General features: G+C 62.9%; 23 protein-coding genes and 1 tRNA gene. 11 read left to right on the top strand and 13 right to left on the bottom strand.

Annotated features, from left to right (window positions below):
* Positions 1–6: 6 nt before the first annotated feature.
* On the top strand, positions 7–612 hold the full coding sequence (locus ACXAEK_RS02090) for a LysR substrate-binding domain-containing protein (RefSeq protein WP_475039587.1): 606 nt from the start codon (positions 7–9) through the stop codon (positions 610–612).
* A gap of 150 nt (positions 613–762) precedes the next feature.
* Here ACXAEK_RS02090 and ACXAEK_RS02085 read toward each other — a convergent pair.
* From ACXAEK_RS02085 to paaZ, 3 genes are all read right to left on the bottom strand, one after another.
* Positions 763–839, bottom strand: a tRNA-Met gene (locus tag ACXAEK_RS02085).
* Positions 840–1,029: 190 nt separating this feature from the next.
* On the bottom strand, positions 1,030–1,830 hold the full coding sequence (locus ACXAEK_RS02080) for a PaaX family transcriptional regulator C-terminal domain-containing protein (RefSeq protein WP_475039585.1): 801 nt from the start codon (positions 1,828–1,830) through the stop codon (positions 1,030–1,032).
* Between the two features lie 84 nt (positions 1,831–1,914).
* Positions 1,915–3,945 carry a phenylacetic acid degradation bifunctional protein PaaZ gene (gene paaZ, locus ACXAEK_RS02075; protein WP_475039583.1) on the bottom strand — a complete coding sequence of 677 codons (2,031 nt, stop codon included), beginning with the start codon at positions 3,943–3,945 and terminating at the stop codon, positions 1,915–1,917.
* A gap of 127 nt (positions 3,946–4,072) precedes the next feature.
* On the opposite strand from paaZ, the gene paaG reads away from it, so the two are divergent.
* The 5 genes from paaG to ACXAEK_RS02050 all read left to right on the top strand — a co-directional run bounded on the left by paaG (position 4,073) and on the right by ACXAEK_RS02050 (position 7,545).
* Positions 4,073–4,858 (top strand): 2-(1,2-epoxy-1,2-dihydrophenyl)acetyl-CoA isomerase PaaG, encoded by a 786-nt coding sequence (paaG, locus tag ACXAEK_RS02070; RefSeq protein WP_475039581.1) that lies wholly within the window; start codon positions 4,073–4,075, stop codon positions 4,856–4,858.
* Positions 4,859–4,860: 2 nt separating this feature from the next.
* On the top strand, positions 4,861–5,286 hold the full coding sequence (gene paaI / locus ACXAEK_RS02065; RefSeq protein WP_475039580.1) for a hydroxyphenylacetyl-CoA thioesterase PaaI: 426 nt from the start codon (positions 4,861–4,863) through the stop codon (positions 5,284–5,286).
* Positions 5,287–5,301: 15 nt separating this feature from the next.
* Positions 5,302–6,612, top strand: coding sequence for a phenylacetate--CoA ligase PaaK (gene paaK / locus ACXAEK_RS02060; RefSeq protein ID WP_475039579.1), 1,311 nt, complete (start codon positions 5,302–5,304; stop codon positions 6,610–6,612).
* A 16-nt stretch (positions 6,613–6,628) separates the two neighbouring features.
* Entirely contained in the window at positions 6,629–7,225 is a 597-nt protein-coding gene (locus ACXAEK_RS02055; protein WP_475039578.1) for a TetR/AcrR family transcriptional regulator, read from the top strand.
* A gap of 104 nt (positions 7,226–7,329) precedes the next feature.
* On the top strand, positions 7,330–7,545 hold the full coding sequence (locus tag ACXAEK_RS02050) for a hypothetical protein (RefSeq protein WP_475039576.1): 216 nt from the start codon (positions 7,330–7,332) through the stop codon (positions 7,543–7,545).
* Between the two features lie 68 nt (positions 7,546–7,613).
* On the opposite strand, the gene trpS is transcribed toward ACXAEK_RS02050, so the two are convergent.
* Entirely contained in the window at positions 7,614–8,642 is a 1,029-nt protein-coding gene (trpS, locus tag ACXAEK_RS02045) for a tryptophan--tRNA ligase (protein ID WP_475039575.1), read from the bottom strand.
* A gap of 101 nt (positions 8,643–8,743) precedes the next feature.
* Between trpS and ACXAEK_RS02040 the strand changes: the two genes are divergently transcribed.
* Positions 8,744–9,445 carry a rhomboid family intramembrane serine protease gene (locus ACXAEK_RS02040; RefSeq protein WP_475039573.1) on the top strand — a complete coding sequence of 234 codons (702 nt, stop codon included), beginning with the start codon at positions 8,744–8,746 and terminating at the stop codon, positions 9,443–9,445.
* A gap of 117 nt (positions 9,446–9,562) precedes the next feature.
* Here the strand turns inward: ACXAEK_RS02040 and ACXAEK_RS02035 are convergent, their stop codons facing one another.
* The 5 genes from ACXAEK_RS02035 to ACXAEK_RS02015 all read right to left on the bottom strand — a co-directional run bounded on the left by ACXAEK_RS02035 (position 9,563) and on the right by ACXAEK_RS02015 (position 15,942).
* Positions 9,563–9,760, bottom strand: a complete 198-nt coding sequence (locus ACXAEK_RS02035; protein ID WP_475039572.1) for a YgaP family membrane protein — start codon at positions 9,758–9,760, stop codon at positions 9,563–9,565.
* Positions 9,761–9,847: 87 nt separating this feature from the next.
* On the bottom strand, positions 9,848–10,435 hold the full coding sequence (locus ACXAEK_RS02030; RefSeq protein ID WP_475039570.1) for a Crp/Fnr family transcriptional regulator: 588 nt from the start codon (positions 10,433–10,435) through the stop codon (positions 9,848–9,850).
* Complete coding sequence (murJ, locus tag ACXAEK_RS02025; protein ID WP_475039569.1) at positions 10,432–11,982, bottom strand: murein biosynthesis integral membrane protein MurJ; 1,551 nt, start codon at positions 11,980–11,982, stop codon at positions 10,432–10,434. Before murJ ends, ACXAEK_RS02030 begins: the two co-directional genes overlap by 4 nt.
* Positions 11,979–14,816: a [protein-PII] uridylyltransferase gene (locus ACXAEK_RS02020; RefSeq protein ID WP_475039568.1), complete on the bottom strand. Its 2,838-nt coding sequence runs from the start codon at positions 14,814–14,816 to the stop codon at positions 11,979–11,981. Before ACXAEK_RS02020 ends, murJ begins: the two co-directional genes overlap by 4 nt.
* A complete protein-coding gene (locus ACXAEK_RS02015; protein ID WP_475039567.1) occupies positions 14,776–15,942 on the bottom strand; it encodes a penicillin-binding protein activator in 1,167 nt (388 codons plus the stop codon). The genes ACXAEK_RS02020 and ACXAEK_RS02015 overlap by 41 nt, the downstream gene beginning before the upstream one ends.
* 88 nt (positions 15,943–16,030) lie before the next feature.
* Here ACXAEK_RS02015 and rsmI point away from each other — a divergent pair, with 88 nt between their 5' ends.
* The 4 genes from rsmI (at position 16,031) to ACXAEK_RS01995 (ending at position 19,181) form a co-directional block, all read left to right on the top strand.
* Positions 16,031–16,888 (top strand): 16S rRNA (cytidine(1402)-2'-O)-methyltransferase, encoded by an 858-nt coding sequence (gene rsmI / locus ACXAEK_RS02010; RefSeq protein WP_475039565.1) that lies wholly within the window; start codon positions 16,031–16,033, stop codon positions 16,886–16,888.
* A 3-nt stretch (positions 16,889–16,891) separates the two neighbouring features.
* Complete coding sequence (locus ACXAEK_RS02005; RefSeq protein WP_475039564.1) at positions 16,892–17,266, top strand: YraN family protein; 375 nt, start codon at positions 16,892–16,894, stop codon at positions 17,264–17,266.
* A 71-nt stretch (positions 17,267–17,337) separates the two neighbouring features.
* A complete protein-coding gene (gshB, locus tag ACXAEK_RS02000; RefSeq protein WP_475039563.1) occupies positions 17,338–18,273 on the top strand; it encodes a glutathione synthase in 936 nt (311 codons plus the stop codon).
* Complete coding sequence (locus ACXAEK_RS01995) at positions 18,273–19,181, top strand: alpha/beta hydrolase fold domain-containing protein (protein ID WP_475039561.1); 909 nt, start codon at positions 18,273–18,275, stop codon at positions 19,179–19,181. Before gshB ends, ACXAEK_RS01995 begins: the two co-directional genes overlap by 1 nt.
* Here the strand turns inward: ACXAEK_RS01995 and ACXAEK_RS01990 are convergent.
* The 4 genes from ACXAEK_RS01990 to cobU all read right to left on the bottom strand — a co-directional run bounded on the left by ACXAEK_RS01990 (position 19,170) and on the right by cobU (position 22,631).
* The gene (locus ACXAEK_RS01990) at positions 19,170–20,678 is read right to left on the bottom strand and encodes a YifB family Mg chelatase-like AAA ATPase (RefSeq protein WP_475039560.1); all 1,509 of its coding nucleotides are present in this window, start codon (positions 20,676–20,678) and stop codon (positions 19,170–19,172) included. The genes ACXAEK_RS01995 and ACXAEK_RS01990 overlap by 12 nt on opposite strands.
* Before the next feature lie 114 nt (positions 20,679–20,792).
* Positions 20,793–21,476 carry a glutathione S-transferase gene (locus ACXAEK_RS01985; protein ID WP_475039559.1) on the bottom strand — a complete coding sequence of 228 codons (684 nt, stop codon included), beginning with the start codon at positions 21,474–21,476 and terminating at the stop codon, positions 20,793–20,795.
* A 58-nt stretch (positions 21,477–21,534) separates the two neighbouring features.
* Entirely contained in the window at positions 21,535–22,116 is a 582-nt protein-coding gene (locus ACXAEK_RS01980) for a histidine phosphatase family protein (protein WP_475039557.1), read from the bottom strand.
* Positions 22,113–22,631, bottom strand: a complete 519-nt coding sequence (gene cobU, locus ACXAEK_RS01975; RefSeq protein ID WP_475039556.1) for a bifunctional adenosylcobinamide kinase/adenosylcobinamide-phosphate guanylyltransferase — start codon at positions 22,629–22,631, stop codon at positions 22,113–22,115. The genes ACXAEK_RS01980 and cobU overlap by 4 nt, the downstream gene beginning before the upstream one ends.
* Between the last annotated feature and the right edge of the window lie 123 nt (positions 22,632–22,754).

Here is a 22,754-nt window from a genome sequence, read left to right as displayed (position 1 = left end):
GTGCATATGTTCCAGTCGCTGGCCAACATGCGGCTGATCCCCAAGTTGCGCGAAGCTTTGCCTGGGGTGGCCATCCGGATCGTCACCGTCCCTGAAGAGATTAATCTGAGCGACAGTGACGTGGTCCACACCATTGTCTTCTCTGACAAGTCGCCGCAGGCGATACGCTGTGTCAAATTGTTTGATGAGGTGATCCAGCCGGTGAGCTCGCCGGGCTATCTGAAATCCCGCACTGCGCCTTTGCGGCCCGAGGACATGGTGACCGAACCGTTGATCCGCAGTCAGCATTATGCAAACGAATGGTCGCGCTGGTTTAATGCTGCGGGCCTGGGCGATCAGTCCTGGAAACCGGTTGCGGAAATGGATAACGCGTTCCAACGCGCCGCAGGCCGTGGCAAGCGGTCTTGGCTGGGCAATGGACTGGTGGCCGTTCGGCGAGGAGCTAAGGCACAGCGGACAGCTGGTGGCGCCGGTCAATATGGCGGGGTAACTGGCTATGCCTATTATATACTCACGTCTTATCGTGCAGAAGGTTCACCGGCAGCAACCCGGTTCCGCAACTGGCTGATACGGACTTGTGCACAAAATTTGCGATTTGAATGCTCGGTTTGAATACGCCCGCTGCCAGGAATTGGAGGCCGCAGAGTTTGGCACGGCATTCTGCGTGCTTAGTCGTGTTTGAAATGCGCGAAGCGTATCACTCGGAAATTACAACCTCTTTTCCCGAAAAGGGATTCAGAAAAAACGCTTTAAGAGGAAAAGTGGTAGCGGAGGAGGGACTTGAACCCCCGACACGCGGATTATGATTCCGCTGCTCTAACCAACTGAGCTACTCCGCCGCTCGCTGTGTGGAGGCGATTTACGGAATGGCGCGGGCTGGGTCAAGCGGAAAAACTGCGGAAATGCGGATTCTTCGGTTTTTTTTCCGCCGCTGCAAGTTATCTGTTTTAAAACATGAGGTTGCGTAGGGTGTGGTGCGTTGGCGCGTGAGTGGCGGCCTTGGGATTCAGCAGCCTGTTTGACTGGAGCCTAGTCCGGCAGTTCATCCAGAGCGGAAGGAGCTGGCAGCGGCAGCTGGTCCAGAAGTTGAAACACTAGGGTGCGGCAAGTTTCCCCGTTCCAGTCCTCTGGGTGAAATCCGGCGGGCAGATCCGGATGACGCAGCACCACACGGCGCCAACGGTGCACGATCAGCGTACGCAGGGTGCCAGACTGCGCAGGTGTCAGGCCGGAAGGCGGCGGGGTGATCCGGCTCAAATCCCGCTGCAGTGCAGCGCAGGCATCGCGCAAGGGCTCAGGAAACAGCCGGGTTTTGAGCCAGCCTGGGACGGCAATGTGGCTGACCTCGGCGGCCATTAAGTCGTGCAGACTGCGCGGGACCGGGCCGTGGCCCAAGGCGGTAGTGCGGTTCACTGCGACGTAATTGGGCAGCAGCAGCACGTCATCTAATGTGGCCTGGCCGGTGCCATCCTCGGCGATCAGCAGATGCCAGTCGCCGGGCGCGGCGGCGCGGCGTTCATAAATCCGCGGGGTGACGGCTGCGGATTGGTTGCGGCCGTATTCCGTCAGGTAATGCACCGAGGCGCGGCCTGCGCGCTCGCTTTCGATCCAGCCGTCTTTGCGCAGCCGGTGCAGCGCCACCCGGATTGCCTCGGGCTTGATCCCCATCGGGGTGATGATGCGGGTGAGCGCCCCACCGCTGATCTGGGCGCCCTTGTCCTGGGCCAGATCGCCGAACAGCGACACGATGACCGACCAGACCCGCTGGTTCTGCGGGTCGTTCAGCTGCTGGACGGTGGCGTCAAACCAGGGGTTATGCTGTTCGTTCATAGGGATAAACATAGTTCGCCCGGACTGGTTAGACCAGTCCGGGCGTGCGGCAGCGTTACCGCTGCCTACCACTTTTGCACAAGCTCAGAAGGCGTTCATGGTCAGCAGTTCATACTCTGCCGCGATCTCGCCGTCCTGGTTGGTGAGGGTGACGTGCCAGCGCACCTCGCCGTATTCCTCGTTGCGGGGGGTCTTCTTCTTGACCGTGAGGCGGACCTTGATGCTTTCGCCTGCTGAAATCGGTTTCATGAAGCGCAGGTTGTCGAGGCCGGTGTTGGCCAGAACCGGGCCCTCATCCGGCTGCACAAACATGCCCGCGGCAAAGGACAGGAGCAGGTAGCCATGCGCCACGCGGCCCGGGAAGAACGGGTTCCGCTTGGCGGCTTCGTCGTCCATGTGGGCATAGAAGGTGTCGCCGGTGAAATGGGCGAAGGTTTCGATATCCTCCAGCGTGACGGTGCGCGGGGCGGTGTGCAGGGTCTCGCCGATGGAAAGCTCGCCGAACTTGCGGGTGAAAGGGTGGGCGGGGCCTTTGACCTCAGTGCCGCCGGGAACCCATTTCTCGCCAATCGCGGACAGGATGTCGGGCGAGCCCTGGATGGCGGTGCGCTGCATGTAGTGTTTGACGCCGCGCACGCCGCCCATCTCCTCGCCGCCGCCGGCCCGGCCCGGGCCGCCGTGCACCATGTGGGGCAGGGGGGAGCCATGGCCGGTCGATTCCTTCATCGAGTTGCGGTTGTTGAAGTAGAGGCGGCCGTGGTAGGCGCCGGCGCCGATGGCGACCTCGCGGGCGACGGCGGGGTCATGGGTGATGACCGAGGCCACCAGCGAGCCCTGGCCGCGGTTGGCCAGATCAATGGCGTGGTCCAGATCGCGGTAACCCATGATGGTGGAGACGGGGCCGAAGGCCTCTGTGTCGTGCACGCGGCTAGCGTTGTCCGGGTCGGCGCAGTGGAACAGCATCGGCGGGACGAAGGCGCCTTTTTCGGCGTCGGCGCCATCGACGGAGAAGCTGTCCGGGTCGCCAAAGACGCGCTCCGCCTCCTGACCGATGATCGCGGCCTTCTCCAGCACGTCGCGTTTCTGATTGCCCGAGACCAGCGCGCCCATGCGGGTGGTTTCCAGGCGCGGGTCGCCGATTTGGATTTTTGCCAGGCGGGCTGACAGTGCCTCGATCACCGCGTCCACCTGTGCCTGCGGCGCAATGATGCGGCGGATGGCGGTGCATTTCTGGCCCGCCTTGGTGGTCATCTCGCGGCTGACTTCTTTGATGAAGAGATCAAACTCCGGTGTGCCGGGCTGTGCGTCGGGACCGAGGATCGAGGCGTTGAGGCTGTCCTGTTCGGCGACGAAACGGACCGAGTTCTCCAGGATTACCGGGTTGGCGCGCAGTTTTAGCGCGGTATTTGCGGACCCGGTGAAGCTGACCACATCCTGCATGGTCAGATGGTCGAGCATGTCGCCGAGGCCGCCGGAGACCAGCTGCAGCGCGCCTTCGGGCAGGATGCCGCTGTCGAGCATCAGTTTCACCGCCAGCTCGGTCACGTAGCAGCTGTTAGTGGCCGGTTTCACAATGGCGGGAACGCCCGCCAGCAGGGTGGGGGCCAGTTTTTCCAGCATGCCCCAAACCGGGAAGTTGAAGGCGTTGATGTGCACTGCGACCCCGCGCAGCGGGGTGCAGATGTGCTGGCCCAAGAAAGTGCCGTTACGGGAGAGCTGCTCCACATCGCCATCCAGGTAGACATGCCCGTCCGGCATTTCGCGGCGGCCTTTGGAGGCGAAGACAAACATGGTGCCGATGCCGCCATCGATGTCGATCATGTGGTCGGACTGGGTGGCGCCGGTGTTGAACGACAGATCATAAAGCGCCTGCTTGTGCTGATTCAGGTGGCCCGCCAGCGCCTTGAGCATCCGGGCGCGGTCGTGGAAGGTCAGCTTGCGCAGGTTGGCGCCGCCCACAGTGCGAGCGTAATCAAGCATCGCCTGCACGTCGAGCGCGTCGTTGCCCGCTGACGCAATCACCTCGCCGGTGATGGCGCTGGCGATGTTGCGGGCGCCTGCGCCCGGTGCGACCCATTGACCCGCTGCAAAGCTGGAAATCTCTAGAAGGCTCATGATGCTGTCCTTTTCGTCAGGCCGGCGCGGGGCCGGCTGGCTGGAATCCGATGCTGAGATATATTGACCGTCCGGTCGGTTTATGCAAGAAGTTTGTCAAATGCGCCGCTGACAGGGTGAGGGAGCGATGAGCGATACGATTCTGGTTGAGGACCACGGCACCTGGGTGGAGATCACCCTGAACCGCCCGGACCGGCTGAACAGTTTCAACGAGGAAATGCACAACGCCTTGCGCGCCGCGCTGGAGGCCGCGCGTGACGGCGGGGCCCGCGCGGTGCTGCTGACCGGCGCCGGGCGCGGTTTCTGCGCCGGGCAGGACCTGGGCGACCGTGATCCGCGCAAGATGGACGGGCCGCCGGACCTGAGCCAGACGGTACGCAAGTTCTATGCGCCGCTGGTGCGGCTGATCCGTGAATTGAACTTCCCGGTGATCTGCGCCGTCAATGGCGTGGCCGCCGGGGCGGGCGCCAACCTGGCGCTGGCCTGCGACATGGTGCTGGCCGCAGAGAGCGCCAAGTTCATCCAGTCGTTCTCCAAGGTTGGCCTGATTCCTGATACCGGCGGCAGCTGGCATTTGCCGCGGCTGCTGGGTGAAGCGCGCGCCAAGGGGTTGGCGCTGACCGCTGAGCCGCTGCCGGCGAAGAAGGCCGAGGACTGGGGCCTGATCTGGAAGGCGCTGCCGGATGACGCGCTGATGGCAGAGGCCCGCGCCATGGCCGAGAAATTCGCCAACGGCCCGACGCTGGGCCTGGGCCTGACCAAGCAATGCATCCAGGCGGCAGCGGTCAACACGCTGCCGGATCAGCTGGAGATCGAGGCGGACGCGATGAAGACCTGCGGCGAAAGCGCGGATTACGCTGAGGGCGTGGCCAGCTTCCTTGAGAAACGCGCACCCGCGTTCAAAGGCAAGTAACTATGACCCCGAAAAAACGCGCTGAAAAATCCGCCGCCGCCATGTGGGCCGAAGATCATGCGTCCAAATGGGCGGGGATGGAGATCACCCATGTGGCTGAGGGGGAGGCCACGCTGGAGCTGACCATTGCCCAGCACCATTGCAACGGACACGGTATTTGCCACGGCGGTGTGACCTTCATGCTGGCTGACAGCGCCTTTGCCTTTGCCTGCAACAGCCGCAACCAGTCGACGGTGGCGCAGCACAACGTGATCAGCTTCACCGCGCCGGGACGGCTGGGCGACAAGCTGATTGCCACGGCCCGCGAGATTTCCCTGACCGGGCGCAGCGGCATTTATGACGTGACAGTGACCAATCAGGACGGCCAGCAGATCGCCGAGTTCCGGGGTTTTTCCCGAGCGGTCAAAGGCCAGTTGTTTGACGAATAAGGTGTGGAGGACGCCATGGAAGACCTGAGCCCCAAGACGGGTGAACTGGACCCGATCGAGATCGCCTCGATCGACGAAATCCGCGCACTTCAGCTAGAGCGGCTGAAGTGGTCGCTGCGCCACGCCTATGACAACGTGCCGATGTACAAGCAGCGGTTCGACGAGGCGGGGGTGCATCCGGACCACCTGCAGGAGCTGAAGGACCTGGCAAAGTTCCCCTTCACTTACAAGAACGACCTGCGGGACAATTACCCCTTCGGCCTGTTTGCGGTGCCGCGCAGTGAAATCATCCGCCTGCACGCGTCCTCCGGCACCACCGGCAAGCCGACGGTGGTGGGCTACACTGCCAATGACATCAGCAACTGGGCGGATCTGGTGGCACGCAGTTTGCGTGCCTCGGGCCTGCGCAAGGGCGACATGGTGCACAACGCCTATGGCTATGGTCTGTTCACCGGCGGCCTGGGTGCGCACTACGGGATTGAGCGCCTGGGCGCGACCGTGGTGCCGATGTCGGGCGGCCAGACCGAAAAGCAGGTTGGCCTGATCACCGACTTCAAACCTGACGGCATCATGGTGACGCCGTCCTACATGCTCAACATCCTGGAGCAATACCATAAGGTCGGTATGGACCCTCGGGATTGCTCGCTGAAGGTCGGCGTGTTCGGTGCCGAACCCTGGACCGACGCGATGCGCAAGGAGGTCGAAGAAGCCTTTGACATGCATGCGGTTGATATCTACGGCCTGTCTGAGATCATGGGGCCGGGTGTTGCCAATGAATGCGTCGAGACCAAGGACGGCCCGGTGATCTGGGAGGACCACTTCCTGCCGGAAATCATTGACCCGCAGACCGGCGAGGTGCTGCCGGATGGCGAGCTGGGCGAGCTGGTGTTCACCACGCTGACCAAGGAAGGCCTGCCGATGGTCCGCTACCGCACCCGCGATCTGACGCGCCTGCTGCCGGGCACCGCACGCTCGATGCGGCGGATGGAGAAGATCACCGGGCGCAGCGACGACATGATCATCCTGCGCGGCGTCAACGTCTTTCCCAGCCAGGTAGAGGAACAGTTGCTGGCGACCGGCGGCCTTGCGCCCTACTATCAGATCGAGCTCTACAAATCCGGCCGCATGGACGCGATGCGGGTGTTTGTTGAGGCGAATCCGGATGCCACCGATGAGCTCAGCAAGACCGCGGCAGCGCGGATGCTGACCAAGCGGATCAAGGATATGGTTGGCGTTTCGACCGAGATCATTGTAGGCGACCCGGGGTCCGTCGAGCGCAGCCAGGGCAAGGCCAAGCGCGTCGTCGACAACCGCAGCCAGTCCTGACCCGGGAGAGTAAGCCTTGGCCCGCACGATCGCAAAAGACCACGATGAGAAACGCGCGCAGATCCTGAAGTCGGCAGCCAAGGTGTTTGCCGAGTCCGGCTACGACCGTGCGTCGATGACCCAGCTGGCGCGCGAATGCGGGATCTCCAAGGCGAACATCTACCACTATTACGACAGCAAGGATGCCGTGCTCTACGGCCTCCTTGATACTTACCTTTGCGAGCTGCGCGACCGGGTCTGCGGGGTGGACCTGGAAGGTCTTAGCGCTGAGGACCGGCTGCGCCGCATCGTGTCGGAGATCATGCTAGCCTACCAGGGTGCGGATCATGAGCACCAAGTGCAGCTGGGCGCTATGGGGGCGCTGCCCGAGGCGCAGCAGAGGCATCTGCGCGGTTACCAGCGCGAGATGGTGCAGTTCATGAGTGATGCGCTGGCGGCGGTTGCGCCGGAGGTGTTTGAAGGCGATTCTGCTAAGTTGCGCGGTGTCACAATGTCTGTTTTCGGCATGCTGAACTGGTACTACATGTGGAACTCCGGCGCCGGATCACAGGCACGGGAAGACTATGCGCGGCTCGCCGCCGAGCTGATTTTGAAAGGTGCCAAAGGGCTTTAACGGCTTTCGACGCCTTGCACGAAAACTTGAAGCGAATACGCAGCACAGTTTGTTTTGCGTTTGCGGCGGTGCACGCTAGCCTGCTTTCCCCATAGGAGGGTGAGATGGCAAAACCTGAAAGTTTCTCAAAGTTCTACTTCAATAAGGTTGGCCTGGGCGAGGCCTGCGGTTGCGCCGAGCGGGCAATCGACATGTATGAATTCGACCGGCAGGCCGGAAAGCCTAGCGTGGCATCAGGCAAGCGCCGGTTTTCCTGGAAGGGATTTGCGCTGAAATACGGGCTGGTGTCGCGCTACAAGTTTTCGTCTGACGTCAGTTGAGCCGGAGCTGGTAAAGCCCATTTGCGCCAGCGGGTTCGAGGTGGGCCGCTGGCGCCTGTCTTCTTGCCTTACAGTGCGGCCGGCGGCACCATACCGACGATGTCATAGGTCTTGCGCAAGATCGGCGCGGTAATTTCGCGCGCGCGCTGCGACCCGCGGGCCAGGATGCGGTCGATTTCATCCTGGTTGTTCATCAGGCGGGCCATCTCGGTGGAAATCGGCGCTAGTTTCGAGACAGCCAGATCGGCCAGCATCGGCTTGAACTCCGAGAACTGCTTACCACCCACATCCGCCAACACCTGATCAACAGTCTGTTCGTTCAGGGCGGCGTAGATGTTCACCAGGTTACGCGCCTCGGGGCGCTCTTCCAGGCCTTTCACTTCCGAGGGCAGCGCCTCCGGGTCGGTCTTGGCCTTGCGGATCTTCTTGGCGATGGCGTCGGCGTCGTCGGTCAGGTTGATGCGGGAGGCGTCGGAAACGTCCGATTTCGACATTTTCTTAGACCCGTCGCGCAGACTCATCACCCGGGTGGCGGCGCCTTCGATGACCGGCTCGGTTTCCGGGAAGAAGTTGACGCCATAGTCGTGGTTGAACTTGATAGCGATGTCGCGGGTCAGTTCCAGGTGCTGTTTCTGGTCCTCGCCGACCGGCACATGGGTGGCGTGGTAGACCAGAATGTCCGCGGCCATCAGCGCCGGATAGGCAAACAGGCCCAGCGAGGCATTCTGCTGGTTCTTGCCTGCCTTGTCCTTCCACTGGGTCATCCGCTGCATCCAGCCCATGCGGGCGACGCAGTTGAAGATCCAGGCCAGCTGCGCGTGCTCGGGGACTTGCGACTGGTTGATCAGGATTGACTGTTCCGGGTCGATGCCGGCGGCGATGAAGCCCGCGCACAGCTCGCGGGTCGATTTCATCAGGTCCTTGGGGTCCTGCCAGACGGTGACGGCGTGCAGGTCGACCATGCAGTAGATGGTCTCGAAATCCTGGCCCTGCATATCGACAAAGCGCTTCATCGCGCCGAGGTAATTGCCGAGGTGCAGGTTGCCCGTGGGCTGGATGCCCGAGAACACACGCGGGGTGAAGGCGGATTCGCTCATTTGGGCGGAACTCCCGTCTGGAAATAGCAACCCCGGTGGCTTACCCATGGGGCCAGGATAGGTCAACAGGCGCGGGGGATTCCGTGCCGCAAGGAGTCCGAATGAGCAGTGAGCCCCATAGCGCCCCAGTGAACCAGGCCCCAGTGAACCCGCTGCCCGCCGCCGTGGTGGCGCTGGTTCTGATCATCATGGGGGTAGAGGCGGTGTTATCGCTTGGCGCGCGCGGTATTGTTGGCGGGCCGGAGGCGATCGGCTGGCGGCTGGAGGCGATCCAGTCCTACGCCTTTTCCAGCGAGATTTTCTGGTGGATGCAGGAAAGCGGCCGCTGGCTGCCGGAGCATCTTAAGCGCTTTGTCTCTTACGTCTTCGTGCATGGCGCCTTTACCCATGCGCTGTTTGTTTGTGTGTTTGTGCTGGCGATGGGAAAGATGGTGGGCGAGGTGATGGGTGACCTGGCGATGGTCATTATCTTCCTGCTGTCGGGCGCCGGCGGCGCGCTGGGCTATGCTCTTCTGATCAGTGGTGGCCAGCCTTTGATCGGCGGCTTCCCAGCGGTCTATGGGCTGATCGGTGCCTTCACCTTTTTGTTGTGGCGCTCATTGGCCTCGGTCGGCGCACAGCAGAGCCGAGCGTTTTCACTGATTGCTTTCCTGATGGGGGCACAACTGCTTTTCGGGTTGCTGTTTGGCGGCCAAAAGGACTGGGTGGCGGACCTGTCAGGATTTGCCACCGGCTTTGGCCTGTCGTTTTTCCTGGCGCCGGGCGGCTGGGCCAGCATCCGCAACCGTATCCGCCACGATTGAAACCGGGATGCTCCCGCCCGCTGGTGAAGCCCCTTGCGGGGGCATCGCCATCCGTTGGGCCGGGCCGGCTGACGCGCGGCAGCTTTGCCACCCTCGCCGTGCAATTTGATAGCAGGATCAACCCTGTTTCTTCAAAGGGCAGGTGCTGAAACCGACGATCTGATAGAGCGGGCAGTAGCCCATCAGGCCGGTCAGCAGCGGCACCAGGCCAATGAGGCCCCATGGGGTCTGCGGGCCAATGAAGACCAGCGACAGCAGGACAAGGCCGAAAATGATGCGCAGGGCGCGGTCGAGGGTGCCTTCGTTGCGGGGCATGGATCTGTCCTTTCGAACTTACTTGCGAAATTGCGAGTCCGTTTTAGGCAGCCGTTTCCGCAAAGTCGGTGACAGTGTCACCAAAGCTCAAGCTTCATCCTGCGCGATATTGTCCAGCCCGTCACGGTCAAGGATGCGAAGGTGCCCGCGCTGTGTTTCCACCAGGCCAAGGCGGGAGAACTCCCGCAGGCGGCGGGTCACAAACGCGCGGCCTGAGGCGGTTTCGGCGGCAAGGGCGTCGTGGGTCGTGCGGATGGGGTTGCCGGATTGCCCCAGCCGCAGCAGCACGCGGGCAAGGCGTGCGTCAAAGCCGGTAAGGGCAATATCTTCCACCAGCTGCTCATAATCGGCAAAGCGGCGGGCGACGGCGGCCATGACGTCTGCCCGGAACGCTTCATTCTCTGACATCGCTTTCTGGAAGTCCGCGTGCGGGAGGAACTCGCCTTCAAGGGCGGTTTCGGCGGTGCCTTCGGCGGAATAGCTGCGGTCCTCCGTCAGGCAGGCAAAGGTCTGCAGGCAAATATCGCCTGGGCCGACACGGTAGAGCACAACCTCGCGGCCGTTCGCCGCCGTTAGCGTGACCTTGATGGTGCCCGAGAAGAGCCGGACAAAGCCGGGGCATTCCTGTCCGGGCCGGAACAGCACGGTGCCTGCGGGGCAGGACAGGCGGCTCATGCCTGCTTCCGGCGGCTGAGGGCGCTGCGGAACTCCGACAGGCGGAAAGCCCCAAAAACCTGCCCTGAGACGAAGTAGACCACGCCGCCCAAAACCACTAGGCCCAGCAGCGACAGATAGCGCCAGTAGTCCAGCGTAAACAACCACCCTGCAGATGCGGCCACGGAATAGAGCACTGCGCCCATGACCGCCGAAGCCGCGAGGATGCGCCAGGCGCGGCGGCGGAAGCGGTCGTCGAACCGCGCCTCCTCGCCCATGCTGCGGGCGCCGAGGGCCAGCAGCGCCACCATCGCCCAGCCAGCGGCAGAGGCGGCGATGGCGGGTGCAATCCAGCCCAGCACGGGTTTCAAACCAAAGGCCAGGCCTGCGTTCACCACCATGGCGACCAGCGCGTAGCGGAACGGCGTCTTGGTGTCTTCGCGCGCGAAATAAAGCGGCTGCAGCACTTTTTGCAGCATGAAGGCCGGCAGGCCCGCGCCATAGATGGCGACGGCAACGGCGATGGCGGCGACGTCTTCCTGGCCGGTGGCGCCGCGTTCGTAAAGGACCGAGACCAGCGGCCCCGGCACGGTCAAGAAGGCCACGGCGGATGGGACCGCCAGAAGCAGCGAAAACTCACCAGCACGCGACAAGGCATCCTGGGACCCTTCCTGGTCGCCAGCCCGCAAGCGGCGCGAAAGGGCTGGCAGGAGAACGATACCTACAGCGATGCCCACAACACCCAACGGCAGCTGGTACAGCCGGTCCGCGATGAACAGCCAGCTGGCGGCCTTTTCGATGTCCGAAGCCACATATTGGCCCACCACCAGGTTGATCTGGGTGACCCCCATGGCCAGTGCGGCTGGAATCGCAACCCGCATCAGGTCACGCATCTCAGGGTTCCAGCGCGGCAGGCCAGGGCGCAATGAAATACCTGCTCTTTCGGCTGCCGCCCAGACCAGCGACAGCTGGGCCACACCGGCAACCGGAATGGTCCAGACCAGCCAGACGACAATATCACCGCCCAGGACAGCCCCTGCTGTCATCGCCGCGCAGGCAAAGATGTTGAGCAAGACCGGCGCGGCGGCGGCGGCTGCAAACCGACCGGTAGCATTCAGCACGCCGGAAAACAGCGCCGCCAGCGACATGAACAGGATGTAAGGAAAGACGATGTAGCCATATCCCACTGCCAGGTCGAAACGCGCGTCGCCAACGAAGCCGCCAGCAGTCAGCCAGACAAGTCCCGGCATGAACACCATTCCCAGGCCAACCAGTGCCAGCACCGCGGCTGCCAGCAGGTTGAAGGCTTGCTGGGCATAGGTCCGGGCATCCTCGCCCGCTTCATAGCGTTTGGCAAAAGCCGGCACAAAGGCCGCGTTAAAGGCGCCTTCAGCAAAGAAGCGGCGGAACAAATTGGGCAGGCGGAAGGCCACGATAAAGGCATCCAGCACCGGCCCCGGGCCGATGAAGGCTGCAATCAGGATCTCGCGGGCGAACCCCAGAACGCGGCTTGCCAGCGTCCAGAAGCCGACGGTCAGGAAGCCCGACAGCAATTTGATCGGTTTCATGTATCCGCCCGTTTTGCACCTTCGGAGATCGCCTCGCGCAGCTTCTTCTCCAGCGTCCGCTGCTTGGACTCCGCGTAGTATTTCAAGCCGAACATGTCCTTAACATAAAAGGCATCGACCACCTGTTCGCCGTAGGTCGCGATCACGGCATTGGCAATATAGACATTTGCCGCAGCCAGGGTGCGTGCCAGATCATAAAGCAGTCCAGGGCGGTCGCGGGTGTCGACTTCAATAATAGTGTAGATCTCCGAGCCCTCGTTATCAAAAGTGATATGGGTCGGCACCTTGAACGCCTTCTCGCGCTTCTTGATCTTGTCGCGGGATTTCAGCGCGTCGCGGGTGATAACCTCGCCCTTCAGGGTCTTTTCGATCATTTGCTTCAGCCGGTGCAGGCGGATCGGGTCGAAAGGATGCCCCTCACTGTCCTGAATCCAGAAGGCATCGGTCACATAGCCGTCCTTGGTGGTGTAAGAACGCGCATCCACCACATTGGCGCCGACCAGCGCCAGTGCGCCCACGATGCGGGCAAATATCCCGGGGTGATCTTCCATCACGAAACAGGCGCGGGTCGCATCCCGGTCCACATCCGGATAGAGGCGGATCATCACTTCACCAGGGTCGCCCTTGGCGGTGAAGTCGCGCAGCATCTCGGCAAAATCCACATGCGCGGTCACATGCAGCCCATGCCAGTAGGGCGGGTAGTGGCGGGCCGTTTCGGTCTTGAGCGCTGCCTTGGTCCAGTCCGGCAGTGCTTCGCGCAGGGCTTTCTTGGCAGAGGCACCGCGGTGTTCACGGTTTAGCGCTTCCATGCCGCCTTCCAGCGCGGCGCGGGTCTGGCCGTAAAGCGCCCGCAACAGAGCCGCCTTCCAGTTGTTCCAGGTGTTCGGGCCAACACCGCGGATGTCGCAGACGGTCAGCAAAAGAAGCAGGTCGAGCCGTTTCACGGTCTGCACGGCCTTGGCAAAATCGCGCACCGTGCGCGGGTCGGCAATATCGCGTTTCTGCGCCATGTCGGACATCAAAAGATGATAGCGGACCAGCCATTCCACGGTTTCGCATTCCGAAGGTTTCAGCCCTAGCCGCGGCGCCACCTTGCGGGCGATCTGGGCACCCAGGATCGAATGGTCCTGCTCGCGGCCCTTGCCGATGTCATGCAACAGCATCGCCACCATCAGAACTTTGCGGTTCAGCCCCTTGCGCAGGATTTCGGAGGAGAGCGGCAGTTCATCCTCCAGCTCGCCGCGTTCAATGGCGGCAAAATTGGAGATCACCTGAATGGTATGCTCGTCCACCGTGTAGGAGTGGTACATGTTGAACTGCATCATCGCCACGATGGGCTCGAACTCCGGCAGGAAAGCGGAAAGCACCCCCAATTCGTTCATCCGGCGCAAGGCGCGTTCAGAGTTGCCATGCTTCAGCAGCAGGTCCAGAAAGAGCTTCCGCGCTTCCTTGTCGTTGCGCATCTCCTCGTCGATAAGATGCAGGTTGGCTGTTACCAGCCGCATTGCGTCCGGATGGATCAGCATGCCGGTGCGCAGCGCTTCCTCGAACAGCCGCAGCAGGTTAAGCTTGTCCTGTAAAAATGCTTTGGGATCGACCACATCCAGCCGGTTATGCACCACCCGGTAGCCGGGTTTGATCCGCGGGCCGCGGCGGAAGATCCGCTGCAGCAGCGGTGCCCCTTTCTGCTGGCTTGCCTCCAGCTTGGTCAAAAAGATCCGGGTCAGGTCACCGACACGCGTGGCATGGCGGAAATAGTCCTGCATAAAGACTTCCACCCCGCGCCGCCCGGCCTTGTCCTCATAGCCCATGCGGCTGGCCACTTCGACCTGCAGGTCGAATGTCAGCTGTTCAGTGGCGCGTCCGGTGGCCAGATGCAAATGAGAGCGCACCGCCCACAGGAAATTGGCCGCATTGGTGAACCGTTCCATTTCCTCGGGCCGGAATAGGCCCAGCGGCACCAGTTCGCCGGCGTCTTTTACCTGGTAGAGGTATTTGGCGATCCAGAACAGCGACTGCAGGTCGCGCAGGCCTCCCTTGCCCTCTTTGACGTTTGGCTCAACCATGTAGCGCTGGCCCTGCTTTTCGTGGCGCGCATCCCGCTCTGCCAGCTTGGCCTCGACGAACACTTCGGCGTCTTTGCTGAATAACTCCGCCTTCAGCCGTTTGTCCAGTTCCTCCGCCAGCGGCCCATGCCCTGCCAGAACCCGGTGCTCTAGCATCGCGGTGCGGATGGTGAAATCCTCGCTGCCCAGCCTGATGCAATCCTTGATCGTCCGGCTGGCGTGGCCGACTTTCAGGCGCAAGTCCCACAGAATGTAGAGCATGGATTCAATCACGCTCTCCGCCCAGGCGGTGATTTTGTAGGGGGTTAGAAACAGCAGATCGACATCCGAAGCCGGCGCCATTTCCCCGCGGCCATAACCGCCGACGGCAATCACTGCGATCCGCTCGCCCCGGGTGGGGGTTGCCAGCGGGTGCAGCAGGCTGCCCGCTACATAGAGCGCAGTCGTGACCAGCCCGTCGGTTAAAAAAGTATAGGACCGGGTCAGGTCCCGCGCTGCAAAAGGCTTGTCCTTGAAGGCCTGAGCAATTGCCGCCCGCCCTGCCTTGTTCGCAGCCTTTAGAATCCTGACCGCCTCCCCGCGCAGGGCGCCAGGGGCAGCGTCCAGCGACAATGCTGTGATCTGGTCGCGGACTGCAGCGGCATCAAAGATGTCCGCAGGGGCGCAGATCAGCGGCCCCAGCGGTGCGGGAAAGCCATTTGCCGCAGGCTGCTGCCCGGCGGCAGGTTCAGAAGCCGGCGCCGGAGAAGCTGCTTGGGGCTGGGTCAATGATCACGACTTTCTGTTCCTGGATGGTGGCAACCGCCAGCCCGCGTTCGTTGGTGCCGTCGGGCAGCAGGCGGAAAATGCCGCCAGCGCCCTGGAAACCGGCACCCTGGGTCAGGGCGCCCGCAGTCAGCGCATCGGATTTCCCGGCTGCAACAAGGGCGCCGATCGCGGCAATCCCGTCATAGGCCAGACTGCCGATCGTGTGCGGTGACGCGCCATAGCTGGCCTGGTAGCGGGCGCTGAACTGCTGAACCTTGCCTTGGTCAGGCATCGCAAACCAGCCGCCTTGCACCCCGGGCAGGGCCAGAGTCTGCGCCGGAATATCCCAGCGGGTCAGACCGATGTACTGCTTCTCTGCCGGGTCCACGCCTGCTTCGGGCAAAAGCTGCGCCAGCAGCGGCAGCGCGCCTGCAGTGGTGGAGGTCAGAAAGACCGCATCGGCCTTACGGGATTCGTTGCGGATGGTCGGAATGGCATTGATCACGCCCTGCTGCGACAGCTCATACCCGACGCTGCCTGCGATATTGGCACCGGACTGGCCCGCTGCGCGCTGGATGGCGGAGCGCCCGGCGACCCCGGCGGCATCATTGCCGCTGACAACCAGGATGTTGCTCTTGCCGTTGCGCGCGGCAAAGCGCGACAGCCGGCGTGCGGTGTTGTCAAAGGTCGGTCCCAGAATGAAGACGTTGCCGCCGGCAATCGCCGGGTTGTTCGAAAACGCCAGAACGTTCACGCCGCGCTGGCGGGCTGCGATGCCAGCCGCATTGGCGGCTTCGGCATAGACCGGGCCCAAAATGACACGCGCGCCATCCTTGAGCGCCTGCTGGGCCGCACCAGAGGCGATTTCGGGGCTGCCTGCTGTGTCATAGACCCTGAGGTCGATCTGCACCCCCTCCAGATCGGCAATCGCCATCCGCGCTGCATTTTCCAGGCTTTGCGCCAGCACGCTGTCGCCCTGCTGGGCAGAGCCACGCGGCACCAGCAGCGCCACCGGTACCGGCTTCGAAGTGTTGATCGTCGGGCCGGTGCCGATGGCCACCGGGTCACAGGCAGTCAAAGCAATTGCGGAAACTGCCGCGGCGGCTGCCAATGCCGCCTTGCGGGCGCGTTTGAAAACAGCAAACATAATGGACTTGAAACTCCGTTCTCCCGGCGCCGCTGCGCCGCGTGGGTTTAAGGGCGGATCATAAACGACCAAAAAGGCGGGTCCAGCGTTGAATCACCAGAATGTCATATTGTCCCCCGGGCTTTACTTTGTTGCCACGCCGATCGGCACCGCCCGCGACATTACCCTGCGTGCGCTGGACGTGCTGGCCTCGGCCGATGTGCTTGCGGCCGAGGATACACGCTCGCTGCGCAAGCTGATGGAGATTCACGGGGTGCCGCTTGGCGGGCGGCGGATCATCGCTTACCATGATCACAGCGGCGCCGGCGCGCGCGCCAAACTGCTGGAGGCGATCGCCGAGGGGAAATCCGTCGCCTATGCCTCAGAGGCGGGCATGCCGCTGATTGCCGATCCCGGCTATGACCTCAGCCGCGCTGCTGCGGAAGCGGGCCACAAGGTCACCTGCGCGCCCGGAGCCTCGGCTGCAGCGACGGCACTGACCCTGGCGGGGCTGCCGTCTGATGCGTTCTTCTTTGCGGGCTTCCTGCCCAATGCTTCCGGAGCCCGGCGCAAGCGGTTGGAGGAGCTGCGGGAAATTCCCGGAACGCTGATATTCTACGAATCGCCCAAGCGGGTCGCCGCGTCGGTTGCGGATATGGCAGCGGTGCTGGGCAACCGGCCTGCGGCAATGGCACGTGAGCTCACCAAGAAATTCGAAGAAGTGCGCCGCGTGCCGCTGGCGGACCTGGCGGCGGGGCTGGAAGAGACCCCGGTAAAGGGTGAGATTGTTGTGCTGGTCGACCGTGCGCAGGAAACGGAAGTAAGCGAGGGCGACCTGGAAAGCGACCTGCAAGCGGCTTTGCAGGGGAACTCGGTCAAGGACGCGGCCGGCATCGTCGCCGAGATGCACGGACTGCCGCGGCGCAAGGTCTACCAGCTGGCGCTGCAGCTGGCCAAAGGCAGCTGAGTCGTGGCAGGCCCCCGCCAGCACCGCAGTGCCCGTGCACATCTGGCGGGTGAGGCAGCGGAAGAGATTGTCGCCCGCCACTATGAAAACCGCGGCTATACCGTGGCCGAGCGCCGCTGGCGGGGCCCGGGCGGTGAAATCGACCTGATCCTGCGCGGGCCGGAAGAACTGGTGTTCGTTGAGGTCAAGCACAGCACCACCAGCAGCGCTGCCGCCTTGCGGATCACACCGCGGCAGGTGGAGCGCATCTATGCCAGCGCCGGGCAATATCTGGAAAACGAGCCGCAGGGCCAACTGACGCCGGTGCGCTTTGATGCGGCCCTGGTGGACGGCACTGGCGCGGTAGAGATCATCGAAAACGCCTTTGGCATGAACTGATCTGCGCCTGACCCATTGAACCCGGGGCGGCGCTGGGCCATGTATTCGGGCAGTTTACAAGGGATACTGCCATGAAAATCGCCTTTCAGATGGACCCTATCATGGGCGTGGACATCAATGCGGACAGCAGCTTCCGGCTGGCCGAGGAAGCCCAGGCGCGAGGGCATGAGCTGTTCTTCTACACCCCCGACCATCTGGCCTATCAGGAAGGCCGCATCACCGCCCGCGGCCAGGATATGACCGTGCAGCGGGTCGCTGGCACCCCTGCGTTTCTGGGTGAGGAACGAGAGGTGGATCTGGCGGATTTCGACGTGGTCTGGCTGCGCCAGGACCCGCCGTTCGACATGCACTATATCACCTCGACCCATCTTCTGGACATGCTGAAGGGCCAGGCGCTGGTCGTGAACGATCCGTTCTGGGTGCGCAACTATCCGGAAAAACTGTTGGTTCTGAACTTCCCGGAGCTGACCCCGCCGACCACCATCGCGCGCGACCTGGCAACCATCAAGGCGTTTAAGGAAAAGCATGGCGATGTGATCCTCAAGCCGCTTTACGGCAACGGCGGCGCCGGTGTGTTCCGTCTGGATGCCAACGACCGCAACCTCACTTCGCTGCACGAGCTGTTCACCGGTTTCAGCCGCGAGCCGCTGATCGTGCAGAAATTCCTGCCCGACGTCAGCAACGGCGACAAGCGGGTGATCCTGGTCGACGGCGAACCGGTTGGCGCGATCAACCGGGTGCCCGCGGCAGGCGAGACCCGCTCAAACATGCATGTGGGCGGACGGCCCGAAAAGATCGGCCTAAGCGACCGCGACTTGGAGATTTGTGCCGCCATCGGGCCGCTGTTGCGCGAAAAGGGCCAGATCTTTGTCGGAATTGACGTGATCGGCGACTACCTGACCGAGATCAACGTGACCTCGCCCACCGGCATTCAGGAGCTGGAGCGCTTTGACGGCGTCAATATCGCCGAAAAGGTCTGGCAGGCGATCGAAGCCAAGATCAGCTGATGAGCTGGCAGCGCCGGGCCATGAACGCGTGGATGCGCTATGGCATGAAGCCGGTGCTGCAGCACACCAGCAGCCCGGATTTGGCGCGGCGGGTGTTCGAGCTGATGGCGCCGCGGCTCTACCCGGCGCTGCCCTTCACCCGGCTGTTGCCGCGGCCTGCGCCGGTGCCGCTGACGCTGATTTCCGCAGGCAGGCCGCGCAAAAGGCAGATCACCCTGTTCCTGCATGGCGGCGCTTACCTGGCCGGCAGCGCCCGGGCTTACCAGGGGATGCTGTCGCGCCTGTCACTGGCGGCAGGGCTGGAGATCGCGGTTCCCGATTACCGGCTGATGCAGGACGCGCCGTTTCCGGCCCCCTATGAGGACGCCATGGCTGCCTGGCATTATCTTCGCGGGACCGGCTACCGCGCGCAGGATATCCTGCTGGCCGGCGACAGTGCCGGCGGCGGCCTGGCGCTGGCCTTGCTGGCAGGCCTTTTGGCGGAACAGGAACGTCCTGCGGGCCTTGTGGCCTTTTCTCCCTGGTGCGATCTGACTTTGAGCGGGACCAGTATCCTATCAAACCGCAACCGCGATGTGATTATTCCGGCCGGCCGGATGCAGGAGGCTGTTGAGCAGTATCTGGCAGGCGCCGATCCGGCGGACGGGCGAGCCTCGCCGCTGTTTGCGGCCTTCCCTGACCCACCGCCGGTGCTGATCCAGGCAGGCAGTTCCGAGGTGCTGCTGTCAAACTCGCAGCGTATGTCAGAGCGCTTGCAGGATGCGGGCGGCACAGTTGCTTTGAAGATCTGGCGCAATGTACCGCATGTCTGGCAGTTCATGGCCGGGCACCTGCCGGAGGGGCAGGCGGCACTAGAAGAAGCTGCAGCATTTGCGCGGACGGTATTCACCCCCAGCTCAGTGGGTTGAGGGTAGCCTGAAGCTCAGCGCTTCGGCAAAATGCGGGCGCTTTACCTTCTCCTCACAGGCCAGATCCGCAATGGTACGCGCCACCCGCAGCACCCGGTGATAGCCGCGCGCGCTGAGGCCGAAGCGCTCGGCAGCGCGTACCAGCAGGTCGCGGCTTTCAGTGTCCGGGGCGGCGATCTCTTCCAGTAAAGCGCCCTCAGCATCAGCATTCTGGCGCAGGCCGGAGTGGCAATGGAACCGGGCGGTCTGCATTTCACGCGCAAACGATACCCGCTGCGCGACCTCGGCAGAACCTTCGGCGCTGGGCGGCAGCTCCAGGTCGGCCACATCGACCGGCGGGACATCCAGATGCAAATCGAACCGGTCCAACAATGGGCCGGAGATCCGTCCCAGATAGTTCGCGCCGCAAATAGGCGCCTGAGAACAGGCGCGGTTGGCATCCGCCAGATAACCGCATTTGCAGGGGTTGGCGGCAGCCACCAGCATGAAGCGGCTGGGGTATTTCACATGGGCATTGGCACGCGCCACCATCACCTCGCCGGTTTCCAGCGGCTGGCGCAGGGTTTCCAGCACCGGGCGGCCGAACTCCGGCAGTTCATCCAGAAACAGCACGCCATTATGTGCCAGGCTGATTTCTCCGGGTTGTGCCCGCCGCCCGCCGCCGGCGATTGCCGCCATGGATGCAGTGTGGTGCGGCTCACGAAACGGCCGCGCACGGCTGATGCCGCCGGCGTCGATCAGCCCGCATAACGAATGGATCATTGAGGTCTCCAGTGCCTCCGCTGCTGACAGGGACGGCAGGATCGAGGGCAGCCGCGCCGCCAGCATTGATTTGCCCGACCCCGGCGGGCCGACCATCAGCATGTGGTGGCGGCCTGCGGCCGCAATCTCCAGCGCCCGTTTGGCGGTCTCCTGCCCCTTCACATCACGCAAATCCCTGCCGCCAAGGCCTGTGACGGCCTCGCCCGGCGCTGAAGGTTCGATGCGGCGCTGACCGGTGTAATGCTGCACCACTTCGATCAACGTGGCCGCGCCGATAACCTGGGCGGCGTCGACCCAGGCAGCTTCCGGGCCGGAGGGCTTTGGGCAGAGCAGCATCCGCTCCTCTTCTGCCGCAGTCACCGCCGCGGGCAGGGCACCGGCCACCGGCATCAGCTGGCCGTCCAGGGACAACTCTCCCAAAGCAATGGTTTCTTCGGCCTTCTCCGCCGGGACGATGCCGATGGCCGCCAGCAGCGCCAGCGCAATCGGCAGGTCGAAATGGCTGCCTTCCTTGGGAAGGTCCGCGGGCGACAGGTTCACGGTGATCCGGCGCGAAGGCAGGGCGATGGACATCGCGGCAAAGGCCGCCCGCACGCGCTCGCGTGCCTCCTGTACCGCCTTGTCCGGCAGGCCGACGACGGAAAAGGCGGGCAGGCCGGGGGCGACGGCGCATTGCACCTCGACCAGGCGGGCCTCGACCCCTTGAAAGGCAACTGTGTAAGAGCGTGCGGTCATTTCTCCCAGCCTCCTGCGGTTCAGGGAGAAATGCTTGGTAATCGTGGTTTCCGAGTCGTTAACGCGGGCGGCGGCCAGCCGCGAATTCACGCAGATTTCGCGCTGGCCGTTGGATCAGCCCAATGACCATGGGCGCCGCGGCAGGTCCAGCGCGTAAGGTTCCGGGTCATAGCCGACCTCATGTGCCTGCTCCTGCCAGCGCAGCACCGCCGGGTCAGACAGCAGCAGCTTGCAAAATGCCTGGGTCTCCTGGGACACCGGCAGGCCGTATCCCATGATCCGGGCCGCAACGGGCGTGTAGAACACATCTGCCAGCGAGTAGGCTCCGAAAAGATAACCGCTGCTGCAGCCGGAAACCTTGCGGGCATGGGTAAACAGCGCCTCGATCCGGTCTAGGTCGGCCCTTACACCGCGTGAGACCTCGAACCCTTCGTACATATGCGCCAGCTGCATCGGGCATTCGCCGCGCAAGGCAGAGAAGCCGCCGACCATTTCCGCCGCCAGCCAGCGCGCCGTTGCGCGCTGGACCGGGTCCGCCGGCCAAAGCCCGGCATCGGGATGCCGTTCGGCCAGCGTCTCGGCAATGGCGAGGCTTTCACCGATCACCGTGCCCTCGGGCGTGCGCAGCGCAGGCACCAGACGCGCCGGAGCCAGATGCGCCATGTCCGCCGCCATGGTTCCGGAATACAGCCCCACCATATGAACACTATGGGGCAGAGAGAATTTTTCGAGCATGAGCCAGCCGCGCAATGACCAGCTGGAAAACATGCGGTCACCAATATAGATTTCGTATGCCATGGCCAGAGGCTAGCGCGGGTCCAGATATTTCAAAATGGAATGTTTGTGATGGCACACGTCACGGTAGGTGATTGATCTGTCTGGACTGCCAGCCATCCGGCCCAAGGGAGACTTCGCTGACCGACAGGTTGTCGATCCGATGCGCAAAAGCCTCCTCCGCCGTCAGCATTTCCGCCCGCTGGATCTGGGTCAGGATCTGGCCGAAGTGGCCGACCACGATCAGGTCGCGGCCCCGGTGCGTGCCGATCAGCGCGTCAACAGCCCGGTTCACACGGTTGCAGACCTGGTTCCAGCTTTCGCCGCCTGGAGGGGTGACGTCGCCCGGTGTTTCCCAATAGGCGCGGATGCGCTCCGGGTCTTCTGCGTCGACCTCAGCCCAGGTCCGCAACTCCCAGGTGCCAAAGTGGATTTCGCGCAACGCCTGCAGATGCGGCAAGCGCTGCCGCCGCCCCTGAATTGCATCGGCGGTTTCCACTGCGCGCAGCAAATCAGAGGACACGACCAGTGCATCTTCCGGCAGGTACCCGGCCAGACGCTGCAGAGCGGCTGTGTCGGACAGGTCAGCCGGCAAATCCGACCAGCCCACCATGGACTTGGCGTGCGTAGGGCCGTGGCGCACCAGGAACAGCCGGGTGATCATAGCTGGCCCTTCAAGACAAGCGGCAGCCCGGCCGTGACCTGAGCCACTGTGTTGGCCCGTGCCGCCAATGCGATATTGAGCCGCCCCTGCGCCTCGCGGAAACGGCGGGCCAGCTTGTTTTCGGGCACGATGCCCAGCCCGGTTTCATTGGAAACGATCACCAGATCCGCCTCGCAGGCGTCGATTGCGCTCAGCAGCTGGTCCTGTGCAGCCTGCAGATCATGCCCCGCCAGCAGATGATTGGTCAGCCACATCGTGGCGCAGTCCATCAGGCAGATCTGACCAGCCACCAGCGGCCCGAGAATCTTTGTTGCTGTTTCCGGCTCCTCAAAAGTGCGCCAGCCGTCCCCTCTTTGTTTCAAATGCTTGGACACTTTTTCGCGCATTTCACTGTCGAAAATTTGCGCAGTTGCCCAGTAAATCTTATCTTTTCCAGTGTTTATGCAGATCTGTTCGGCAAAGGCCGACTTTCCCGAGGCTGCTCCCCCCAGAATAAAAGTTACATTTGCAGGCATTTTTTGCTAACCTGTAAGAACGAAGCCGTTCCTGTGGGTAAACGCAGGGCCCGGTGAAGACAAGTGACCGCAGGATCCCGGGGTTCCGCTTATTAAGGCCGGGAAAGTCTGCGCAGGGGCCAA

Source organism: Leisingera sp. ABM4_101 (assembly GCF_056158725.1).
This window is presented reverse-complemented; position numbering and strand designations above follow the sequence as displayed.

Bases quoted from the DNA above. Each gene is read 5' to 3' on its own strand.
- ACXAEK_RS02090 (WP_475039587.1), top strand. From the start codon at position 7: ATGTTCCAGTCGCTGGCCAACATGCGGCTGATCCCCAAGTTGCGCGAA.
- ACXAEK_RS02080 (WP_475039585.1), bottom strand. From the start codon at position 1,830: ATGAACGAACAGCATAACCCCTGGTTTGACGCCACCGTCCAGCAGCTG.
- paaZ (WP_475039583.1), bottom strand. From the start codon at position 3,945: ATGAGCCTTCTAGAGATTTCCAGCTTTGCAGCGGGTCAATGGGTCGCA.
- paaG (WP_475039581.1), top strand. From the start codon at position 4,073: ATGAGCGATACGATTCTGGTTGAGGACCACGGCACCTGGGTGGAGATC.
- paaI (WP_475039580.1), top strand. From the start codon at position 4,861: ATGACCCCGAAAAAACGCGCTGAAAAATCCGCCGCCGCCATGTGGGCC.
- paaK (WP_475039579.1), top strand. From the start codon at position 5,302: ATGGAAGACCTGAGCCCCAAGACGGGTGAACTGGACCCGATCGAGATC.
- ACXAEK_RS02050 (WP_475039576.1), top strand. From the start codon at position 7,330: ATGGCAAAACCTGAAAGTTTCTCAAAGTTCTACTTCAATAAGGTTGGC.
- trpS (WP_475039575.1), bottom strand. From the start codon at position 8,642: ATGAGCGAATCCGCCTTCACCCCGCGTGTGTTCTCGGGCATCCAGCCC.
- ACXAEK_RS02040 (WP_475039573.1), top strand. From the start codon at position 8,744: ATGAGCAGTGAGCCCCATAGCGCCCCAGTGAACCAGGCCCCAGTGAAC.
- ACXAEK_RS02035 (WP_475039572.1), bottom strand. From the start codon at position 9,760: ATGCCCCGCAACGAAGGCACCCTCGACCGCGCCCTGCGCATCATTTTC.
- ACXAEK_RS02030 (WP_475039570.1), bottom strand. From the start codon at position 10,435: ATGAGCCGCCTGTCCTGCCCCGCAGGCACCGTGCTGTTCCGGCCCGGA.
- murJ (WP_475039569.1), bottom strand. From the start codon at position 11,982: ATGAAACCGATCAAATTGCTGTCGGGCTTCCTGACCGTCGGCTTCTGG.
- ACXAEK_RS02015 (WP_475039567.1), bottom strand. From the start codon at position 15,942: ATGTTTGCTGTTTTCAAACGCGCCCGCAAGGCGGCATTGGCAGCCGCC.
- gshB (WP_475039563.1), top strand. From the start codon at position 17,338: ATGAAAATCGCCTTTCAGATGGACCCTATCATGGGCGTGGACATCAAT.
- ACXAEK_RS01995 (WP_475039561.1), top strand. From the start codon at position 18,273: ATGAGCTGGCAGCGCCGGGCCATGAACGCGTGGATGCGCTATGGCATG.
- ACXAEK_RS01990 (WP_475039560.1), bottom strand. From the start codon at position 20,678: ATGACCGCACGCTCTTACACAGTTGCCTTTCAAGGGGTCGAGGCCCGC.
- ACXAEK_RS01985 (WP_475039559.1), bottom strand. From the start codon at position 21,476: ATGGCATACGAAATCTATATTGGTGACCGCATGTTTTCCAGCTGGTCA.
- ACXAEK_RS01980 (WP_475039557.1), bottom strand. From the start codon at position 22,116: ATGATCACCCGGCTGTTCCTGGTGCGCCACGGCCCTACGCACGCCAAG.
- cobU (WP_475039556.1), bottom strand. From the start codon at position 22,631: ATGCCTGCAAATGTAACTTTTATTCTGGGGGGAGCAGCCTCGGGAAAG.